The sequence below is a fragment of the Marinobacterium halophilum genome (assembly GCF_003014615.1).
In the GTDB taxonomy this organism is placed as follows: Bacteria; Pseudomonadota; Gammaproteobacteria; order Pseudomonadales; family Balneatricaceae; genus Marinobacterium; species Marinobacterium halophilum.
In genome coordinates this window covers 73740-89596 of sequence record NZ_PYGI01000004.1, presented here as the reverse complement: position 1 = coordinate 89596, position 15857 = coordinate 73740, and the positions used below count along the sequence as shown (strand labels likewise).

13 protein-coding genes are annotated in these 15857 nt (G+C 59.4%); 1 reads left to right on the top strand and 12 read right to left on the bottom strand.

Annotation, left to right across the window (positions count from 1 at the left end; genetic code table 11):
* Positions 1-9: 9 nt before the first annotated feature.
* The 12 genes from CLV44_RS03975 to CLV44_RS03920 form a co-directional block, all read right to left on the bottom strand.
* The gene (locus CLV44_RS03975; protein ID WP_106590812.1) at positions 10-441 is read right to left on the bottom strand and encodes an acyl-CoA thioesterase; all 432 of its coding nucleotides are present in this window, start codon (positions 439-441) and stop codon (positions 10-12) included.
* A gap of 22 nt (positions 442-463) precedes the next feature.
* The gene (gene bioA, locus CLV44_RS03970; protein WP_106590811.1) at positions 464-1756 is read right to left on the bottom strand and encodes an adenosylmethionine--8-amino-7-oxononanoate transaminase; all 1293 of its coding nucleotides are present in this window, start codon (positions 1754-1756) and stop codon (positions 464-466) included.
* A 71-nt stretch (positions 1757-1827) separates the two neighbouring features.
* Positions 1828-3735 (bottom strand): diguanylate cyclase, encoded by a 1908-nt coding sequence (locus CLV44_RS03965; RefSeq protein ID WP_170069255.1) that lies wholly within the window; start codon positions 3733-3735, stop codon positions 1828-1830.
* A gap of 81 nt (positions 3736-3816) precedes the next feature.
* Complete coding sequence (locus tag CLV44_RS03960; RefSeq protein WP_106590809.1) at positions 3817-4800, bottom strand: SLAC1 anion channel family protein; 984 nt, start codon at positions 4798-4800, stop codon at positions 3817-3819.
* A gap of 27 nt (positions 4801-4827) precedes the next feature.
* Positions 4828-7911: an efflux RND transporter permease subunit gene (locus CLV44_RS03955; protein ID WP_106590900.1), complete on the bottom strand. Its 3084-nt coding sequence runs from the start codon at positions 7909-7911 to the stop codon at positions 4828-4830.
* Between the two features lie 11 nt (positions 7912-7922).
* On the bottom strand, positions 7923-9017 hold the full coding sequence (locus tag CLV44_RS03950; protein WP_106590808.1) for an efflux RND transporter periplasmic adaptor subunit: 1095 nt from the start codon (positions 9015-9017) through the stop codon (positions 7923-7925).
* 3 nt (positions 9018-9020) lie between these two features.
* Positions 9021-9743, bottom strand: a complete 723-nt coding sequence (tsaA, locus tag CLV44_RS03945; RefSeq protein WP_245912595.1) for a tRNA (N6-threonylcarbamoyladenosine(37)-N6)-methyltransferase TrmO — start codon at positions 9741-9743, stop codon at positions 9021-9023.
* A gap of 39 nt (positions 9744-9782) precedes the next feature.
* Positions 9783-11414 (bottom strand): Na/Pi cotransporter family protein, encoded by a 1632-nt coding sequence (locus CLV44_RS03940; protein ID WP_106590807.1) that lies wholly within the window; start codon positions 11412-11414, stop codon positions 9783-9785.
* A 73-nt stretch (positions 11415-11487) separates the two neighbouring features.
* Positions 11488-12561: a molybdenum ABC transporter ATP-binding protein gene (gene modC, locus CLV44_RS03935; RefSeq protein ID WP_106590806.1), complete on the bottom strand. Its 1074-nt coding sequence runs from the start codon at positions 12559-12561 to the stop codon at positions 11488-11490.
* Complete coding sequence (gene modB, locus CLV44_RS03930; RefSeq protein ID WP_106590805.1) at positions 12558-13244, bottom strand: molybdate ABC transporter permease subunit; 687 nt, start codon at positions 13242-13244, stop codon at positions 12558-12560. Before modB ends, modC begins: the two co-directional genes overlap by 4 nt.
* Positions 13231-13965: a molybdate ABC transporter substrate-binding protein gene (gene modA, locus CLV44_RS03925; RefSeq protein ID WP_106590804.1), complete on the bottom strand. Its 735-nt coding sequence runs from the start codon at positions 13963-13965 to the stop codon at positions 13231-13233. Before modA ends, modB begins: the two co-directional genes overlap by 14 nt.
* A 33-nt stretch (positions 13966-13998) precedes the next feature.
* Positions 13999-14700 (bottom strand): ComF family protein, encoded by a 702-nt coding sequence (locus CLV44_RS03920; RefSeq protein ID WP_106590803.1) that lies wholly within the window; start codon positions 14698-14700, stop codon positions 13999-14001.
* A gap of 100 nt (positions 14701-14800) precedes the next feature.
* Between CLV44_RS03920 and bioB the strand changes: the two genes are divergently transcribed.
* Positions 14801-15856 carry a biotin synthase BioB gene (gene bioB / locus CLV44_RS03915; protein WP_106590802.1) on the top strand — a complete coding sequence of 352 codons (1056 nt, stop codon included), beginning with the start codon at positions 14801-14803 and terminating at the stop codon, positions 15854-15856.
* Position 15857: the final 1 nt, after the last annotated feature.

Below are 15857 nucleotides of genomic sequence, written 5' to 3'. Positions count from 1 at the left end.
CGGTAGTGCTCAGGGTTCCCTGAGCACCTTGTTGCGAAAGCCTGTAGGGACGGCGAGTACCTTGCGGGTATCGTAGTCGAAGAACACAATGCCCGTTTTGGCATGGGCAATTTCCACCGCTGTATCCTTGTTGCTGAGCAGGTAGTAGAGGTCGCAGCCGTACTTGTTGAAATCGGCGACAGTGACATCCACCTGTACACGGTCACCATGAAACCCTTCCGCTTTATAAACGATGGCTGAGTCGGTCATGATGATACTGGCTCCCTCCACATCCATCTCGGTGTAGTGATAGTGCTTGAGAAAGCGCAGCCGGGCTTCGTGTACCATCGACAATACGGCATCGTTGCCCATATGGCCGCCATAGTTGATATCACTGATCCGCACGGCCAGCTCCGTACTGAACAGGTAGTTGTCCGGCATATCCAGTTTGATTCGCGCCATTATTGCAGGCTCCTTCGTTTGCTTAATCCAGAAGACGGATTACATCGACCATGGCACCGGTCAGAGTGGCCAGGTCGTCATCACTCATGATATACGGCGGCATGACATAGACAAGCTTGCCGAAAGGGCGCACCCAGATGCCGCGTTCGACGAACAGCGGCTGTACCTCGGCGAGGTTGACCGGTTCATGGCGTTCAATGACGCCGATGGCCCCAAGCACGCGTACATCAGCTACGGACTGCAGTTCACGGGCCGGTGCCAGTCCCTGCTTCAGGCCGGCTTCCAGTCGCCGGACCTGTTGCTGCCAGTTCATCTCTTCCAGCAGGGTCAGACTTTCCAACGCAACGGCACAGGCCAGAGGATTGGCCATGAACGTGGGACCGTGCATGAAGCAACCGGCACCACCAGAGGAGATGGCAGTGGCAATCTCGGCAGTTGCCAGCGTGGCCGCCAGGGTCATATAGCCGCCCGTCAGTGCCTTGCCGACACACATGATATCCGGGCTGATATCGGCATGGTTGCAGGCAAACAGCTCGCCGCTGCGGCCAAAGCCGGTGGCGATCTCGTCGGCAATCAGCAGGACCTCATAGCGGTCGCACAACGAACGGGCCGCACGCAGCCATTCCGGCGAGTAGAAACGCATGCCGCCTGCACCCTGAACGATAGGCTCCAGAATCAGCGCGGCAATCTCATCCTGATGGTCGACCAGCAGTTGCTCGAGTGCAGTAATGTCGCTCGGGTCGAAGGTGGCATCGAAGCCGGTTTCGGGCCGTGGGGCGAAAAGCTGTGTACTCAGCACACCGCTGAACAGCTCGTGCATGCCGTTGACCGGGTCACACACCGACATGGCACCGAAGGTATCGCCATGATAGCCATTGCGGATACTGAGCATGCGTTGCTTGCCGGGTTTGCCACGGGCGTGCCAGTACTGAATTGCCATTTTCAACGCGACTTCCACCGCGACTGAACCGGAGTCGGCAATGAATACCCGCTGCAGTGGCTCCGGTGTCATTTCAACCAGCTTGCGTGATAGCTCGATCGCGGGGCTGTGGGTCAGGCCGCCGAACATGACATGGGACATGCGGTCGATCTGATCCTTGGCCGCCGCGTTCAGGCGTGGATGGTTGTAACCGTGTACCGCCGACCACCAGGAGGCCATGCCATCGATCAGTTCCCGGCCATCGCTCAGGCGGATGCGCACACCGGCGGCGGACTCGACCGGAAACATCGCCGGTGGATTGATCATGGATGAATAGGGGTGCCAGATATGCTGGGAATCGAACGCCAGTTGCTCTGCGTTGGGGCCGTGCGTCATGGGAGCTGACTCCTCGTGGATGGATGAGGGGCCTCATTAGAGCGGTCTTTAGCGATGGGCGCAACCCCGCTTCAGCAGAACTCGACGCGGTTGCGGCCACTGCTCTTGGCTTGATACAGCGCCTTGTCAGCCCGGTTCAGCGCGGTGGATGTGCCATCATCGGCGGGGTCAAGCAGCGTCAGGCCGATTGACAACGTCATCGGTATATCACCGTCATCGGTATGGGTCGGCTCCTGTTCCAGGCATTCGCGGATGCGCTCGGCCAGATGCAGGGCGCCTGCGCGGTCGGTGCCGGGCAACAGTACGGCGAATTCTTCACCACCCAAACGGCCCAGCAGGTCGGTAGTGCGCAGGCAGTCGCTGGCAACCTGGGCAAAATGCTGCAATACGGCATCCCCTGCCGAGTGTCCGTAACGATCATTGATCTCCTTGAAGTGATCAAAGTCGATCATCATCAATGCACTCTCATGCTGCAAGCGGCGGCACAGGCGTTGCTCTTCGTGCAGGCGCTCAATGAAGGCACGGCGATTGCTGAGACCGGTTAACGGGTCGGTTGTCGCCAGCAATTCCAGTTTATGTTCGTTTTCCTTGCGCTCGGAGATATCACGGAACACCGAAACCACACCGGTAATCAGACCGTTTTCAATCATGGGGCGGCTGGTCACGACTACGGGCAGAAGGGTGCCGGTGCGGGTGCGGAACAGCTCATCGCTTTCGTATGTGTGGCCGCGCAATGCGGTACTGAAGATGGGGCACTGCTCCAGCGGCAGGGTATCGTTCCCATCATGTGTATGCAGCAGCGTATGGATATTGCTGGCGTAGAGCTTACCGGCGTTGTAGCCGGTCAGGCGGCAGGTCGCGGGATTGACGTAGAGGGTCTGGCCGCTGGGGTCAAGCACGTAAATGCCTTCACCAACAGCCTGGCCGATGGCATCCAGTCGCTGCTTCTGTGACAACACCTGTTGACGCTGCTGGTGCAGGCTCAGCAACAGCCAGCCGAGCAGGATCATGATCAGCAGGCTGATCGCCGCTGCACTGTAGTACTCCCATTGAATACTGGTCAGCAATGGCTCCGGATGCAGGGCCAGGATATAGCCACCCAGGGTCTGGTCGAAGCTGTATACCGGGATAAAGGTGGCGCTGTAGCCCAGGCTTTGGTGGTAAATTGCCAGCGCAAACTGCTGGCCGTTTGCCAGTTGTCGGTCCAGTGTACGTCCGGCCAGTGTGTCCAGCAGCTGATCAAGCGGCAGTGGACTGTGTCCGGGCTGGCGCAAGTTGCGGTCATCGAGCAGAAAGTCGTCACTGATGATGGCCGGTCGCAGTTGTCCGCGCAGGTCATTGAAGCTGACATCTTCTACCGTCCCACGGTGCAGCAGGAACAGGAACGCCTGTCCGGGAGCAAGCTGGGCCAGGGTTTGGCTGGCTTGCTGAAAGGACACGGCCGTCTCCATGCTGCCAATCCACTGACCCTGATAAAACAGGGGGTGAATGAAGCGGAAACCAATGAACAGGCGACCGACCTCAAAGCCGTAGCGGGGTCGGGGCTGCAGCTGCATCTGCTGCAGTGATGGGCGTGCTGGCAGCAGGTTGTCGCCGTAAACCCCCGGTGCATGGAAGCGCAGATAGCTGCTGCCGTCGGCAAGGTGAAACTGCCATTGCTGGATCCCGCGTTCCTGCAGGAAGTGATAACGGGGCAGCAGCTGTTCATACAGCGCATTGCGCAGTGCCTGCTGGCGCGGGCCTTCGCTTTGGCTACCGTCTTTCAACAACGACAAAACCCCCGGCTGCTGGATAAGGCCGGAATGAAAAGTGTCCATTGCCAGCGCATAACGATCCAGGCTGGCCGTATAGGTGGTTTCAAGCAGCGTGGCGACGTGGTTGAGGTACTGCTGCTCCTTGTCCTGGCGGATTTGGTGCAGAAAGAACACCACGCCGACATACAGCCCCACCAGAACCAGAATATAGCTGACTCTTTTCATTCGGGGGCTATCCATCGGTGTTGGTTGTTGGTGACTTCAGCTTAACACACAGGTATGAGTCGTCTGGTGTTCAGCGACAGTTTAGTCGGGTTGAAACAGTCTGCCACTGATGACGGCCTGAAGGGTCTTGATCAGTAACAGAATGACAACAAAAGTGACGACGATCAGCGAAACCCAGCTCAGCAACAGAAAGAACGGGCTGTGCGTGTGCCACCACATGATTTGTGTCGCGATTGAAAAGGCGGCCAGAGGAAAGCTATAGGCCCACCAGGACAGGTAGAACTGAATGCGTGAAAAGCGAGGCAGCTGGGTAAACAGCAGCAGGGTGATGAACAGCGCGGCGTAATAGAGTATCCGGGCAAAGTTATCCACTTCACCGTTGTTCAGCTGGACATAGGAAATGAAGCCGATCGCCGGGGGAGCGATCATGATGAACAGGGTCGGCAGCAGCTTTTCCGGCAGCGGGTCATGAAACAGGATGCGGTTGAAAATCAGCGTCTTCAATACCAGCCAGTAGAGCAGGCCGATGGCGAAGAAGAACCAGCTGGCTTCGATATAGCCATGCTGTACGCCCGCGATGGGCACGATGATATTGCCGACAATTGGAATGAACCAGGCCGGAGTGCTGTGCTGAACCTTGCAGCGCGAGGTGTGGATCCATTGGGTCAGTACGTGCAGCGTCAGCAGCAGGTGAATTCCGGCTCCACAGACCCAGAGATAATGCGACAGTGCCACCGATACCTCGAATGTGGCCGCAGACAACAGCAGCAGACTGATGGAGAACGCCGGGAAAAAGCTGATCTGGATTGGATGGTTGAACTCCTCCTGCACTTGCTGGCGGTAGCGCAAGACCTTGACCAGATACACGCAGGTTAGCGTCAGCAGCACACTGGCGGCCACGACCAGCAGTACCTGGGCGACAACCGGCGACAGTCCTAGGCTATGGCTTGCTTTCTGCCAGCTCAGTGTAAGGCCGGTCAACCCCATTACACTGGCAAAAAACGCAACGGGGAAAAACGGCAGCCAGGCGGCCACCCCGGTCGGGGCAGCGTGTGAGTCCGGCATGAAGGCACTCCTTTGATTAGTATGTTCTTATATATTATGACGTTGGGTGTCTGCCGGTGGCAACTGGAACTTGATGCGGTAGAACAGGGCAAACAGCACCGGCACGACCAGGAGGGTCAGCAGGGTTGCGAATCCCAAGCCGAACATGATGGTCACGGCCAGAGGTCTGAAGAACACATCAGGCAGCAGCGGCAGCATGCCCAGTATGGTGGTCAACGCTGCCATGGAGACCGGACGCAAGCGACTGATTGCGGCCTCCTCAATGGCGTCATGCCAGCTGTAGGCGTCTTCATCATGCAGACGCTTGATCTCTTCGACGAGCACGATGCTGTTCTTGATCTGCATGCCGCTCAGGCTGAGGATGCCCAGCAGAGCGGTAAAGGCGAAGGCGGTCTGCATGGTCAGCAGGCCAAGCGTGACGCCGATGAGTGCCATCGGTACCGTTAGCCAGATGACCAGGGTTTGTCGAACCGAACCGAACAGCAGCACAGTAATCACCACCATCACCAGGATGCCGACCGGTACGAACGCAAACAGTGCCCGGTTGGCATCCTGCTGGATTTCGTGTTCGCCGCCCCAGCTGAGACTGTAGCCGGTCGGCAGAGCCATGGCTTCTGCACGGAGGCGTATCTCGGCGAACAGGTCTGCAGCGGTAAGGCTGCTGGCAGGATCCGGGTCGGCCTGTATGGTCAGAGTGCGCTTGCGATCCCGCCGCATGATCAGTGGGTCTTCCCAGTCGACATCGATGCGGTTGATGACCTGGCTGGCATCCACCCACTGCTGCAATGTCTGGCTGAAGATTGGCATCGATTCCAGCTGCTCGGGATGCTGGCGCTGTGCAGCCGGCGGGCGCAACATGACCGGCAGCAGTTGGCTGCCGTTGCGGATCAGCCCGCTGAGTTGGCCATCGACGTTGCGAGCAATGGCACCGGACAGGTCGGCTTGGGTAATGCCCAATCGGCGGCCCTCGGCAGCATCGAAGCGGGGGACGATCACCGGTGTACGCTCACGCCAATCGTGACGGATATTCACCGCGCCTGGAGTGGAGTCGAACACCTCGGTGATCATCTGTTGTCCCAGCTGCCGCAAGATTTCAGCATCAGGGCCACTGATGCGAGCCTCAACCTTGGACTTCGACGCCGGACCGATGGAAATGCGGGTCAGCTTGCTTTGGGCCTGCGGGTACTGGCTGCTCAGATACAAGCGTATGTGTGGCAGCAGCCGCTCCAGATCCTCGCGGTTGTCGGCTTCCACCAGCAATTGGGCATAACTGGCATACTGGCGCTCCGGTGCGTAGGTGAGCATGAAGCGCTCGGCCCCGCGGCCGAGTGTGCTGGTGATCTGGCGAATACCGTCGAGTTGCAGCAGATCCTGTTCGATCCGGCTGATGTCGGTTTCAGTGGCACGGATATCACTGCCTTGGGGCAACCAGTAATCGACCTGTACCAGCGGCAGGCTGGCATCAGGGAAGAAGCCCTGGCGCACATGTTTGAAGCTGGCAACAGACGTAACCAGCAGGGCAAATGCCAGTGCCAGCGTCAGCCAACGCCAGCGCAGAGCGTATCCCAGCAGTATGCGGAACAGACGGTAGAACAGGCTCTGATAGGGTTCCTGTACCGGGCTGTTGTCGGCGCGTTCGCGGAACAGTACCGATGCCAGAAACGGGGTTACGGTGATGGCCAGCAGCCAACTCAGCAGTAATGAGATACACAGCACCCAGAACAGGCTGCCGGTAAACTCGCCGGTGGCATCGGGAGAGAGTCCGATCGGTGCAAAAGCGGTGATCGCAATCAGTGTCGCACCGAGCAGTGGCCAGCGTGTATGGCCGACAATGCGCACGGCAGACTCCAGTCGTGAATAGCCGCGCTGCAGGTTAATCAGAATGCCCTCGGTAATCACGATGGCATTATCGACCAGCATCCCCAGTGCGATGATCAGTGCCCCCAGCGAGACCCTGTGCAGGCTGATTGAGGCGATGTTCATGACAATGAACGTCCCCAGAATCGTCAGCAGCAGCACCAGACTCATTAACAACCCGGAGCGTGCGCCCATGGTCACCAGCAGTACCAGCACCACAATGGCGATTGCCTGGGCTAGCCCGATGAGGAAATTGTTGACCGAGGTTTCGACCTGGCGCGGTTGGTCATAGATAGTATCGAGTGTCATCCCGACAGGGCGGCGGTAATCCAGCTCCGTCAGTCGCGCCTTGACCGCCTTGCCCACGTCGACAACATTAACCCCCGAGGTGAAGGAAACCCCCAGCGTCAGTGCCTGGGTACCGTTGTAGCGATAGAGGTGCGCGGGTGGCTCGGCATAGTCGAGGTACACATTGGCTACGTCACTCAGGTACACCAGCTGCCCACCGGCCTGGCCCAGCAACAGGTTGCTGAGCTGTTCCACCGAGGTCGAGCTGCCCTCGGGGCTGATACGCAGGCGATGGCCGTTGATGCGGATGCTGCCGGCGTTGCTGATCAGGCTCTGTGCATTGATCGCTTGTTGAATCATCAGCGGCGAAACCTGCATCGCGGCCATCCGGTTGCGGTCGACTTCGACAATAATCTGCTGTTGGTGGCGGCCGCCAATGCTGACCTTGCTAACGCCATCGACCAGAATCAGTTCGCGGCGCAGAAAGTCGGCATAATCGGCCATCGTCTGGTAGTCAAAGCCTTCACCCGTCAGGGCCAGAAAGACACCGAAGACATCCCCAAAATCATCATTGATCTGCAGCGGCCCTACGCCAGGAGGCAGCGCAGGGGTCAGGTCATTAAGCTTGCGCCGCATCTCGTCCCAGATCTGACGCAGCTCCTGTTCGCGATAGGTGCTTTTCATCTCCACCGTGATCTGCGCCAGCCCCGCCGAGGAAATCGAGGCGATGGTATCCACTTGCGCCAACTGTTGCAGTGCCATCTCGACCGGCAGGGTGACCTCTTCCTCCACCTCAAGAGCCGAGGCACCGGGGTAGGGTACAGCGATGATCGCTTCCTTGACGGTGAACTCGGGGTCTTCCAGCTGACCCAGTTTGAAAAACGACAGCACACCGCCGACAAACAGCAGCAGTATGCACATCCAGCTGATCACGCGCTGGCGCATGGCATATTCGGTCAGATTCATCATCGCTCCGCCTAGAGTCCGCGTTCCTGAAGGATCGGATGCAGCTTCATGCCGTCCCTGACTTCACTGATCCCGGCAGCCACCAGCCGGTCGCCGCTGTTCAGATCGGCATCGATCAGCATCAGACTACCGCGTACCTGCAAGGGTGTGACCGGTACCCGCCGGGCGCGATCTTCGTGATCCAGACGCCAGACCCAGTGCTGTTGGTCACGCATGAACACGGCACCTACCGGCACTGGCAGGCCGGTGATGGCTTGTGGTTGCAGCAGGGGGGCCAGATCCACATTCATCTCCACGCTCATGCCGCTGTGGGCAGTGAAAACTTCGGGACGGTCCATGCGGAAGACCACTTCATAGCTGCGGGTTCGACTGTCCGATACCACTTCGTGCTCGGCATAGCAGGCGGTGAACTCATGTGCAGGGTGAGAGGTGAAGCGGACCTGACCGCAGATGTCGCCGTTGGGTTCCAGGTCCGGACGCAGACGGCTGATAATCGATTCAGGGGCGCCAAAGCGGATATCCAGACGGCTCTCGTCCTGCAGCATAAGGACCGGTTGCTGGGCTTGCACCTGCTGGAAATTTTCGGTCTGCAGCTGCGAGATGATGCCGCTGAACGGCGCGTGCAAACGGGTATAGCCCAGATTGTCGCGGGCGATATTCAGTGCGGCACGGGCCGCTTTCAGCTCGGCGCGGGCCTCATCGAGGCTGACTTCGGAGGTGTAGTTGCGCGCCAGCAATGAGGCCTGCTGTTGATAGCGGATATCGGCCAGTTCAAAGCGTGCTTCGCGCTCTTCAAGAACGCGGCGATAGTCGGTGGTGTCGAGTTGTGCCAACAGGTCGCCCTGTTTGACCTCCAGCCCGGCCTGAGCCGGCAGCTGCTCCAGCGTGCCGGGGACGCGAAACGCCAGCGAGGCGCTGCGCCAGGCCTCAACGGTTGCCGGGAACTGGCGTTGCAGGCCCGCTTCAGCCGAGCGCACCTTGAACAGGTTAGCCGGGCGAGAGCGGTCAGGATCTGGCTGTGCGATGGGGGCAGGTTCACATCCAGCCAACAGCAGGGCTGCGCTCAGCAGGCTGATGGTCAGGGGCAGGCGAGTCCGTATGCGCATGGTTCAAGTCTCTGGGTGGGGGGCAAGGCTGAGCACATCGATTTGCTCGGAGCTGATCCGGAAGCGGATGTTGAAGCCGTACAGGCTGATGCCGTAGATACGCTCGCTGTCGCCCTTCTTGTAGGCAGGGCGTGGGTCACACAGCAGAATTTCACTGATTTGCCGCGCCAGTGGCTGGTTCAGCTCATCGCTGATCCGGCTGCAGGCAGTTTCGGCTTCGGCACTGAATACCACCGGTAGCGCAAGGCGTTCGATGCGGGAAGCAAGGGCAAATTCGGCCTCCGGCAGACTGTCGGAATAGGGCAGGTAAGGTTTGATGTCCAGAATCGGCGTGCCATCAAGCAGGTCAGCTCCTTCTACATCCAGCCACACCCGTTCGCCTTCACAGCGTATGCCAACCAGGCGAACACAGGAGAGGCCGATAGGGTTGGGACGGAAGGGCGAGCGGGTGGCAAACACCCCGAGGCGCTGGTTGCCGCCGAGTCGCGGGGGGCGAACGGTAGGGCTCCAGCCCTTGTCAGCCGTGGCGCTGAATATGAATACCAGCCAGATATGAGAGCAATGCTCCAAACCACGCACGGCATCAGGCGACGCAAAGGGTGGTACCAGCTCCACCTGGGCGCGGATGGAGGCCAGGCCGGGCTGGCGCGGAATACCGAACTTTTCGTCAAAGGGGCTGTGAATATACCCGATTGCCTGCATCGGTAGGGTCGTCTGATCGCTCATCTGCTGCTCCGCTGGTCCGTTGCCGCGCAGTATATCGCATCACTCGGTGTCCAGCAGCGGCGCGCGGGTTTGTACCGGTGTAGTACTGCTCCAGTGACGGGAGGCTTTCTCGGCCTGTTCCGCCAGGCGGTGAATATGGCTGAGCGCATCGAGCAGGGCGACCGAATCCGCCGGGGTCAACTGGCTGGAGATGGTCTGATTCAGCAGTGTGCTTTTCAGGTGCTGATATTCATGCTCCATCTGGCGTTTCATCTGGTGGGCTTCATAACCCTGAGTATCCTTAGCCTCATTGATCTCACAGGCATCGATCAGGTGGATAACGGCCTGTTGGTAGTCGTGTACATTGGCCCGTATGCCCAAATCTTCAATCTGTTCCAGCACCGGATAGTATTCTGGCAGACGGGCGGCAAGCCGGGCCATTTCGCTGAAATAGCGGGCGACACGCAGAGAGACGGGCAGGGTTTCGCTGATTTCGGCATTGAGGTTCTGGCGGGCCAGCTCCTGGTTGAAGCTGCCAATTTTGTTGATCAGCAGGTTAATGCTTTCATATTGCTGCTGCAGGCGCACGGAGGCAGCACGCTCAGCGCTGATCGCTTCACGTGCCATGCGGCTGCAGACCCGACTGACACGGGCCAACTCCATGTTTATCGCCTCAACGGCCAGTGAGGGCGTGGTCAGGATATTGTTGTCCAGGTATCGGGGGTGGGCTTCGTTTTCTTCCTGGGTGCGGAAGCGTTGCTTCAGAAAACGTACCATGCGGTCGGTCAGCGGCCACATCAGCAGTACACCGGCAATGTTGAACAGAGTATGGAACAGGGCCAGCATGGAGACCAGGTCAACGTGTGCCGAGTCGAGCCGATCGAGGATGCCGCTAAGTCCGATCAACAGTACCAGTCCGACCAGACCGGTGAGTAGGTTGAACAGAACGTGGGCGGCCGATATGCGTTTGGCGTTGGGCGTCGCGCCGATGGAGGCCAGCAGAGCCGTGGTAGTGGTGCCGACGTTCGCTCCGATCACCAGTGCGGCGGCGGCGGTCAGGGAGATGCTCTCGGTATATACCAGCGACAGGGCGATGGCGATCACGGCGGCGGACGCTTGCATCAGGAAGGTCAGCAAAATGCCGGCCAGTACGAACAGTGCCAGCGCCAGCGGGCCGGTACCGAATTCAGCCAGCGGAACCGAGGCACTCAAACCGTCAAAACTGCCGCGCAGAAAGTCGAGGCCGATGAAAAACAGACCGAAACCGGCAATGGCACTGCCGAGATGGGCACGTCGGCTGTTGCCGCCGCTGACACGCAACACCATGCCGACTCCGATCAGGGGCAAGGCAAAGGCACTGATCTTGAATTTGAACCCGATCAGCGCCACCAGCCAGCCGACCATGGTGGTACCAATATTGCTGCCATAAATGATCGATACCGACTGTCCCAGTGACAGCAGGCCGGCGTTGACGAAGCCGAGAGTGGCCACCGTGACTGCGCTGGAGGACTGGACCAGTGCGGTAATCAAGGCACCGGACACGACGCCCTTGAGGCGTGACCCGGTGGCGTGTTCCAGCGTGGCCTTGAGCGAACGCCCGGCGGCCTGTTTGAGGCCGTTGGTAAGCAGTTGCATGCCGAGCAGAAATAGCCCGATACCGCCGAATAGCTGTCCCAGCATTTCCAGTGTCATTCCGTGTGCCTTTTTATACGTACAATGATGAAGCTAGCAAAGACTTGGACGTTGGTCGAGTAACTACTTGTCTTTATTGATGTTCTACGGCAACGGACTTGATCAGCGCCCATACATGCATGCCGCTGCGCAGTTCCAGCTGTACCAGTGCCCGACGAGTGATGCTGACGGGGAGCCGGTGTTGGCCGAAACGCAGAATGAGGCGGGGACGGTCGCTGTCATGACCGTTGATCTCGACTACCTCCATCGGCAGCTGGTTTTGCAGACTGGTGCCGGTGAGCGGGTGGAGCGACAGGGCGATGTCGCGGGCCTGTATGCTGAGCGTGATAGCCGTTCCCGGTGCATGCTCGGTACCGGAGATCCAGACTGGCGGCTGGCCGGGGGCACAGGCCACGGCACTCATGCGGTACTCCATGTCATGGTGGCTGACCTGCCCTCGCAGCAGGGCGCGGTCACTCAGTAATGGATCGCTGTCGGAACGCCCGAATAGAATAGCCGGATCGCCTTCGGCAATGACGCGTCCGTCCTGCAGGCGCACCATGTGTTCGGCCAGCCGCAGTACTTCATCGACGGCATGAGTGACATAGATGATCGGCAGGGAATGGTTGCGTTGCAGCTGTTCGATCAGGCTAAGAATCAGGTTGCGTGAGGCTTGATCCAGGGCGCTCAGGGGCTCATCCATCAGCAGCAGACGGGGGCGACTCAGCAGGGCTCGGGCCAGCGCGACGCGCTGTTGCTGGCCACCGGAAAGGGTAGCGGGCATCTGCTGCAGCAGCGGTTCGAGCTGGAGCTGGTGCAGCAGCCTATCGGCATCCAGCTGAACGCCCCCACGGGTATAGGGTGCGGCAAAACGCAGGTTTTCGCCCACGTTCAGGTGCGGAAACAGGCGCGCATCCTGAAATACCATACCGATGTCGCGCTGTTGCGGGGGCAGCAGGAACCGGGTTTGACTGTCCTGCCAGCACTGGTCGGCAAAGTGGATCGTGCCGTGCTGTGCCGGTTCGGTGCCTGCCAGTGCTCTCAGCAGCGTGGATTTGCCACAACCTGAAGGGCCAAACAGAGCGGTGATGCCGTTGCCAGCGAGGCTTAGCTGCAGGTCCAGTTCAAAATCGCGGTAACGATGGCGAACACTTATCTCCAGACTCATGAGCGTGCCTCGGTACGTGGCCGCCGGTTGAGACTGTACAGCAGCAGTAACAGCAGGACGGAGAACAGCAACAGGCCGCCAGCCAGCCAGTGCGCGCGGGCGTAGTCGAGGGTTTCGACATGATCATAGAGCGCGATCGACAGCACCTGGGTGCTGCCGGGGATATTGCCGCCGATCATCAGCACGACACCGAACTCGCCAACCGTATGGGCAAAGCCGAGGGTAATGGCGGTGAGAAAACTGCGGCGGCACAGCGGCACCACGACCCGTCTGAATTGAGACCAGCGCCCGGCACCCAGCGTTGCAGCTGCGCGCAGCAGTGAGTGGTCCAGTTGCTCGAAACCGCTTTGTAACGGCTGCACCACAAACGGCAGTGAATAGAGGATGGAGCCGATCAGCAGACCGGTGAAACTGAATGCCAGCCCGGAGCCGGTCAACCACAACCAGGGCGCACCGAGGATGCCATCCGGGGCGAAAGCCAGCAGCAGGTAAAAACCGAGTACGGTGGGGGGCAGGATCAGCGGTAGTGCTACCAGCGCTTCAGGCACGGCTTTCCAGCGGCAGCGGGTATTCGCCAGCCACCAGGCGAACGGAGTGCCGAGCAGCAATAGGATGACCGTAGTCAGGCTGGCCAGCTGCAAGGTCAGCCAGAGTGCGGCCCAGTCCTGCTCAGTGGGCAGCATCGGCAGGCCCGTAACCGCTGTGTTCAATCAGGTGGCGAGCGTCGGCTGAACGCATGAAGTGGATGAACTGCTCGGCCAACTGGTTGTCGGCGCTGCGCTGCAGGCGGATCAGCTGCTGCTCTATGGGGGCGTAGAGTCTGGCGTCGATAACCACCCATTGGTTGGCAGGTATATCGAGCTGCCGGAGTTGCGCATGTGCAACCAGGCCCTGGGTAACGTTGCCGCTGTGGACGAACTGGAAGGTTTGGGCAATGTTGCTGCCCTGTACCCGTTGCATGTCCTGCCAGTGACCGGTTGTCATCAGTGCCTGCTGCGCGGCCAGACCATAGGGTGCCGTTTTGGGGTTGGCGATGGCCAGACGCGTACTGTTCAGGCTGTGCAGTGAAGTTGGCTGTCCTGCCGGTTGCCACAAAGCCAACTGGCCCACTGCATAGGTCATGCGACTGTTGGCCAGGCCAAGTCCTTCGGCTTCAAGGCGCTCAGGACGGGCACGGTCGGCAGCAAAAAAAATATCAAAGGGTGCGCCCTGATGAATCTGGGTATAGAGCACACCGGTGGATGCACTGCTGATGACAATGTCATGTTGCTGCTGCGGGTCGAACTGCTTGACCAGCATTTCCAGTGTAGTCTTGAAGTTGGCTGCCACTGCCAGCTTCAGCGTATCGGCGCTGACGCTGGCGGGGAGCCAGAGGAGCAGGCAGCAGAGCGCGGTTTTGAACATGGGAGGCCTTGTGACGGAATCTGAAGGTTCAATTTAACGAACCTCGGGCGTTCTGGCCAGTACCCAGATATCGACCCGCTCGGCACCGGCCCGCTTGAGCAGCGTGGTCAGCGTACTGACAGTGGTACCGGTGGTCATGACGTCGTCGATCAGGGCAACATGGCGGGCGGGTGGTCGGGCTACATCAAAGGCGTTGTGCAGATTGTGCCGGCGATCCTCCAGATTCAGCGACATTTGATGAGGGGTGCGCTGACGCTTGCGCAAAACCGGCTCTATCGGCAGCTGTAACTGTTTGGCCAGTACCTCTGCCAACAGAGATGCCTGATTGAAGCCCCGGTGCAGCTCGTTCAATGGGTGCATGGGCACCGGTATCAGGGCATCGGGCCAATCATCTTCATAATGTACCCGTAGATAGGCCGCCAGTACTCGGCCCAGCCAGCCAATGTGTGCCGGCTGGCGCTGATACTTGATGTGTGGCAACAGTTGGCTGAGGGGAAAGTCGTAATGAAAGGCGGCCAGGGTTCGGTCGAAGGGGGGCGGTGCGTGTCGGCAATGGTTGCAGGTAGTGGTCGCATGCGGCTCCAGTGGCAGGGCGCAACGGGGGCAGGCACGGACCAGCCAGGGCAGGTCGCCATGGCAGTCGGCACAGAGGCCATGATGGTCGGCATCGGGCGCACCGCATAATGCGCACGGATGTATGTTTTTTGAACAGTAGTTCATTACTGGTTTAAACATAGGTTGACAGCTTCCTCTGTCGCCTTATGATGATCTGCATTCTGTCCGCCCCCGCATCCTTGGGGGCGCTCAACGATTATGCCACAAGGGGATTGAAGTCATGCAAAGCAACGCCGAAGTGCGCCACGACTGGACTGAGCAGGAAGTTCGCGACCTGTTCGAGCTGCCAATGAATGACCTGCTGTTCCAGGCGCAGACGGTGCACCGTCAGCACTTCAATCCCAACGAGGTCCAGGTCAGCACGTTGTTGTCGATCAAGACCGGCTCCTGCCCGGAAGATTGCAAATATTGCCCGCAGAGCGCGCACTACAATACCGGCCTGGAAAAGCAGCGTCTGATGGAAGTGGAAGCGGTGCTGAACAAGGCCAAACAGGCGAAAGAATCCGGTTCGAGCCGCTTCTGCATGGGCGCGGCCTGGAAACACCCGACCGAGCGCGACATGCCCTACGTGATCGAGATGATTAAAGGCGTGAAGGCGATGGGACTGGAGACCTGCATGACGCTGGGCATGCTGCAGGAATCCCAGGCCGGTCAGTTGGCCGAGGCAGGACTGGATTACTACAACCATAATCTGGATACCTCGCCGGAGTTCTACGACAAGATCATCACCACCCGCACCTATGCGGACCGTCTCGATACGCTGCAGCATGTGCGTGACTCCGGCATGAAAATCTGCAGCGGCGGCATCCTCGGCATGGGCGAGACTGCCCGCGACCGCTACGGCCTGCTGATGCAGCTGGCCAATCTGCCGCAGCAGCCGGAATCGGTGCCGATCAACATGTTGGTCAAGGTGCAGGGCACGCCGCTGGAAAACGTCGATGATCTGGACCCGTTGGAGTTCGTCCGTACCATCGCTGTTGCCCGCATCATGATGCCGAAATCCCATGTGCGTCTGTCGGCCGGTCGTGAACAGATGTCCGATGAGCTGCAATCGATGGCCTTCTTCGCCGGTGCCAACTCCATCTTCTATGGCGAATGTCTGCTGACCACGCCGAACCCGGAAACCAACCGTGACCTGCAGCTGTTCAAGCGTCTGGGGATCCGCCCGGAGCAGCGCATCGAAAATTCCGATGCCGATCAGGAGCAGCAGCTGGCGGCCGAAATTCAGGCGCAGCAGGATGCTGACCTGTTCGTCGACGCCTCTGCTACGCACTGAG

Excerpts from the sequence above, each read along its gene's own strand:
- CLV44_RS03975 (WP_106590812.1), bottom strand. The coding sequence starts at position 441 with ATGGCGCGAATCAAACTGGATATGCCGGACAACTACCTGTTCAGTACG.
- bioA (WP_106590811.1), bottom strand. The coding sequence starts at position 1,756 with ATGACGCACGGCCCCAACGCAGAGCAACTGGCGTTCGATTCCCAGCAT.
- CLV44_RS03965 (WP_170069255.1), bottom strand. The coding sequence starts at position 3,735 with ATGAAAAGAGTCAGCTATATTCTGGTTCTGGTGGGGCTGTATGTCGGC.
- CLV44_RS03960 (WP_106590809.1), bottom strand. The coding sequence starts at position 4,800 with ATGCCGGACTCACACGCTGCCCCGACCGGGGTGGCCGCCTGGCTGCCG.
- CLV44_RS03955 (WP_106590900.1), bottom strand. The coding sequence starts at position 7,911 with ATGAATCTGACCGAATATGCCATGCGCCAGCGCGTGATCAGCTGGATG.
- CLV44_RS03950 (WP_106590808.1), bottom strand. The coding sequence starts at position 9,017 with ATGCGCATACGGACTCGCCTGCCCCTGACCATCAGCCTGCTGAGCGCA.
- tsaA (WP_245912595.1), bottom strand. The coding sequence starts at position 9,743 with ATGAGCGATCAGACGACCCTACCGATGCAGGCAATCGGGTATATTCAC.
- CLV44_RS03940 (WP_106590807.1), bottom strand. The coding sequence starts at position 11,414 with ATGACACTGGAAATGCTGGGACAGCTATTCGGCGGTATCGGGCTATTT.
- modC (WP_106590806.1), bottom strand. The coding sequence starts at position 12,561 with ATGAGTCTGGAGATAAGTGTTCGCCATCGTTACCGCGATTTTGAACTG.
- modB (WP_106590805.1), bottom strand. The coding sequence starts at position 13,244 with ATGCTGCCCACTGAGCAGGACTGGGCCGCACTCTGGCTGACCTTGCAG.
- modA (WP_106590804.1), bottom strand. The coding sequence starts at position 13,965 with ATGTTCAAAACCGCGCTCTGCTGCCTGCTCCTCTGGCTCCCCGCCAGC.
- CLV44_RS03920 (WP_106590803.1), bottom strand. The coding sequence starts at position 14,700 with ATGTTTAAACCAGTAATGAACTACTGTTCAAAAAACATACATCCGTGC.
- bioB (WP_106590802.1), top strand. The coding sequence starts at position 14,801 with ATGCAAAGCAACGCCGAAGTGCGCCACGACTGGACTGAGCAGGAAGTT.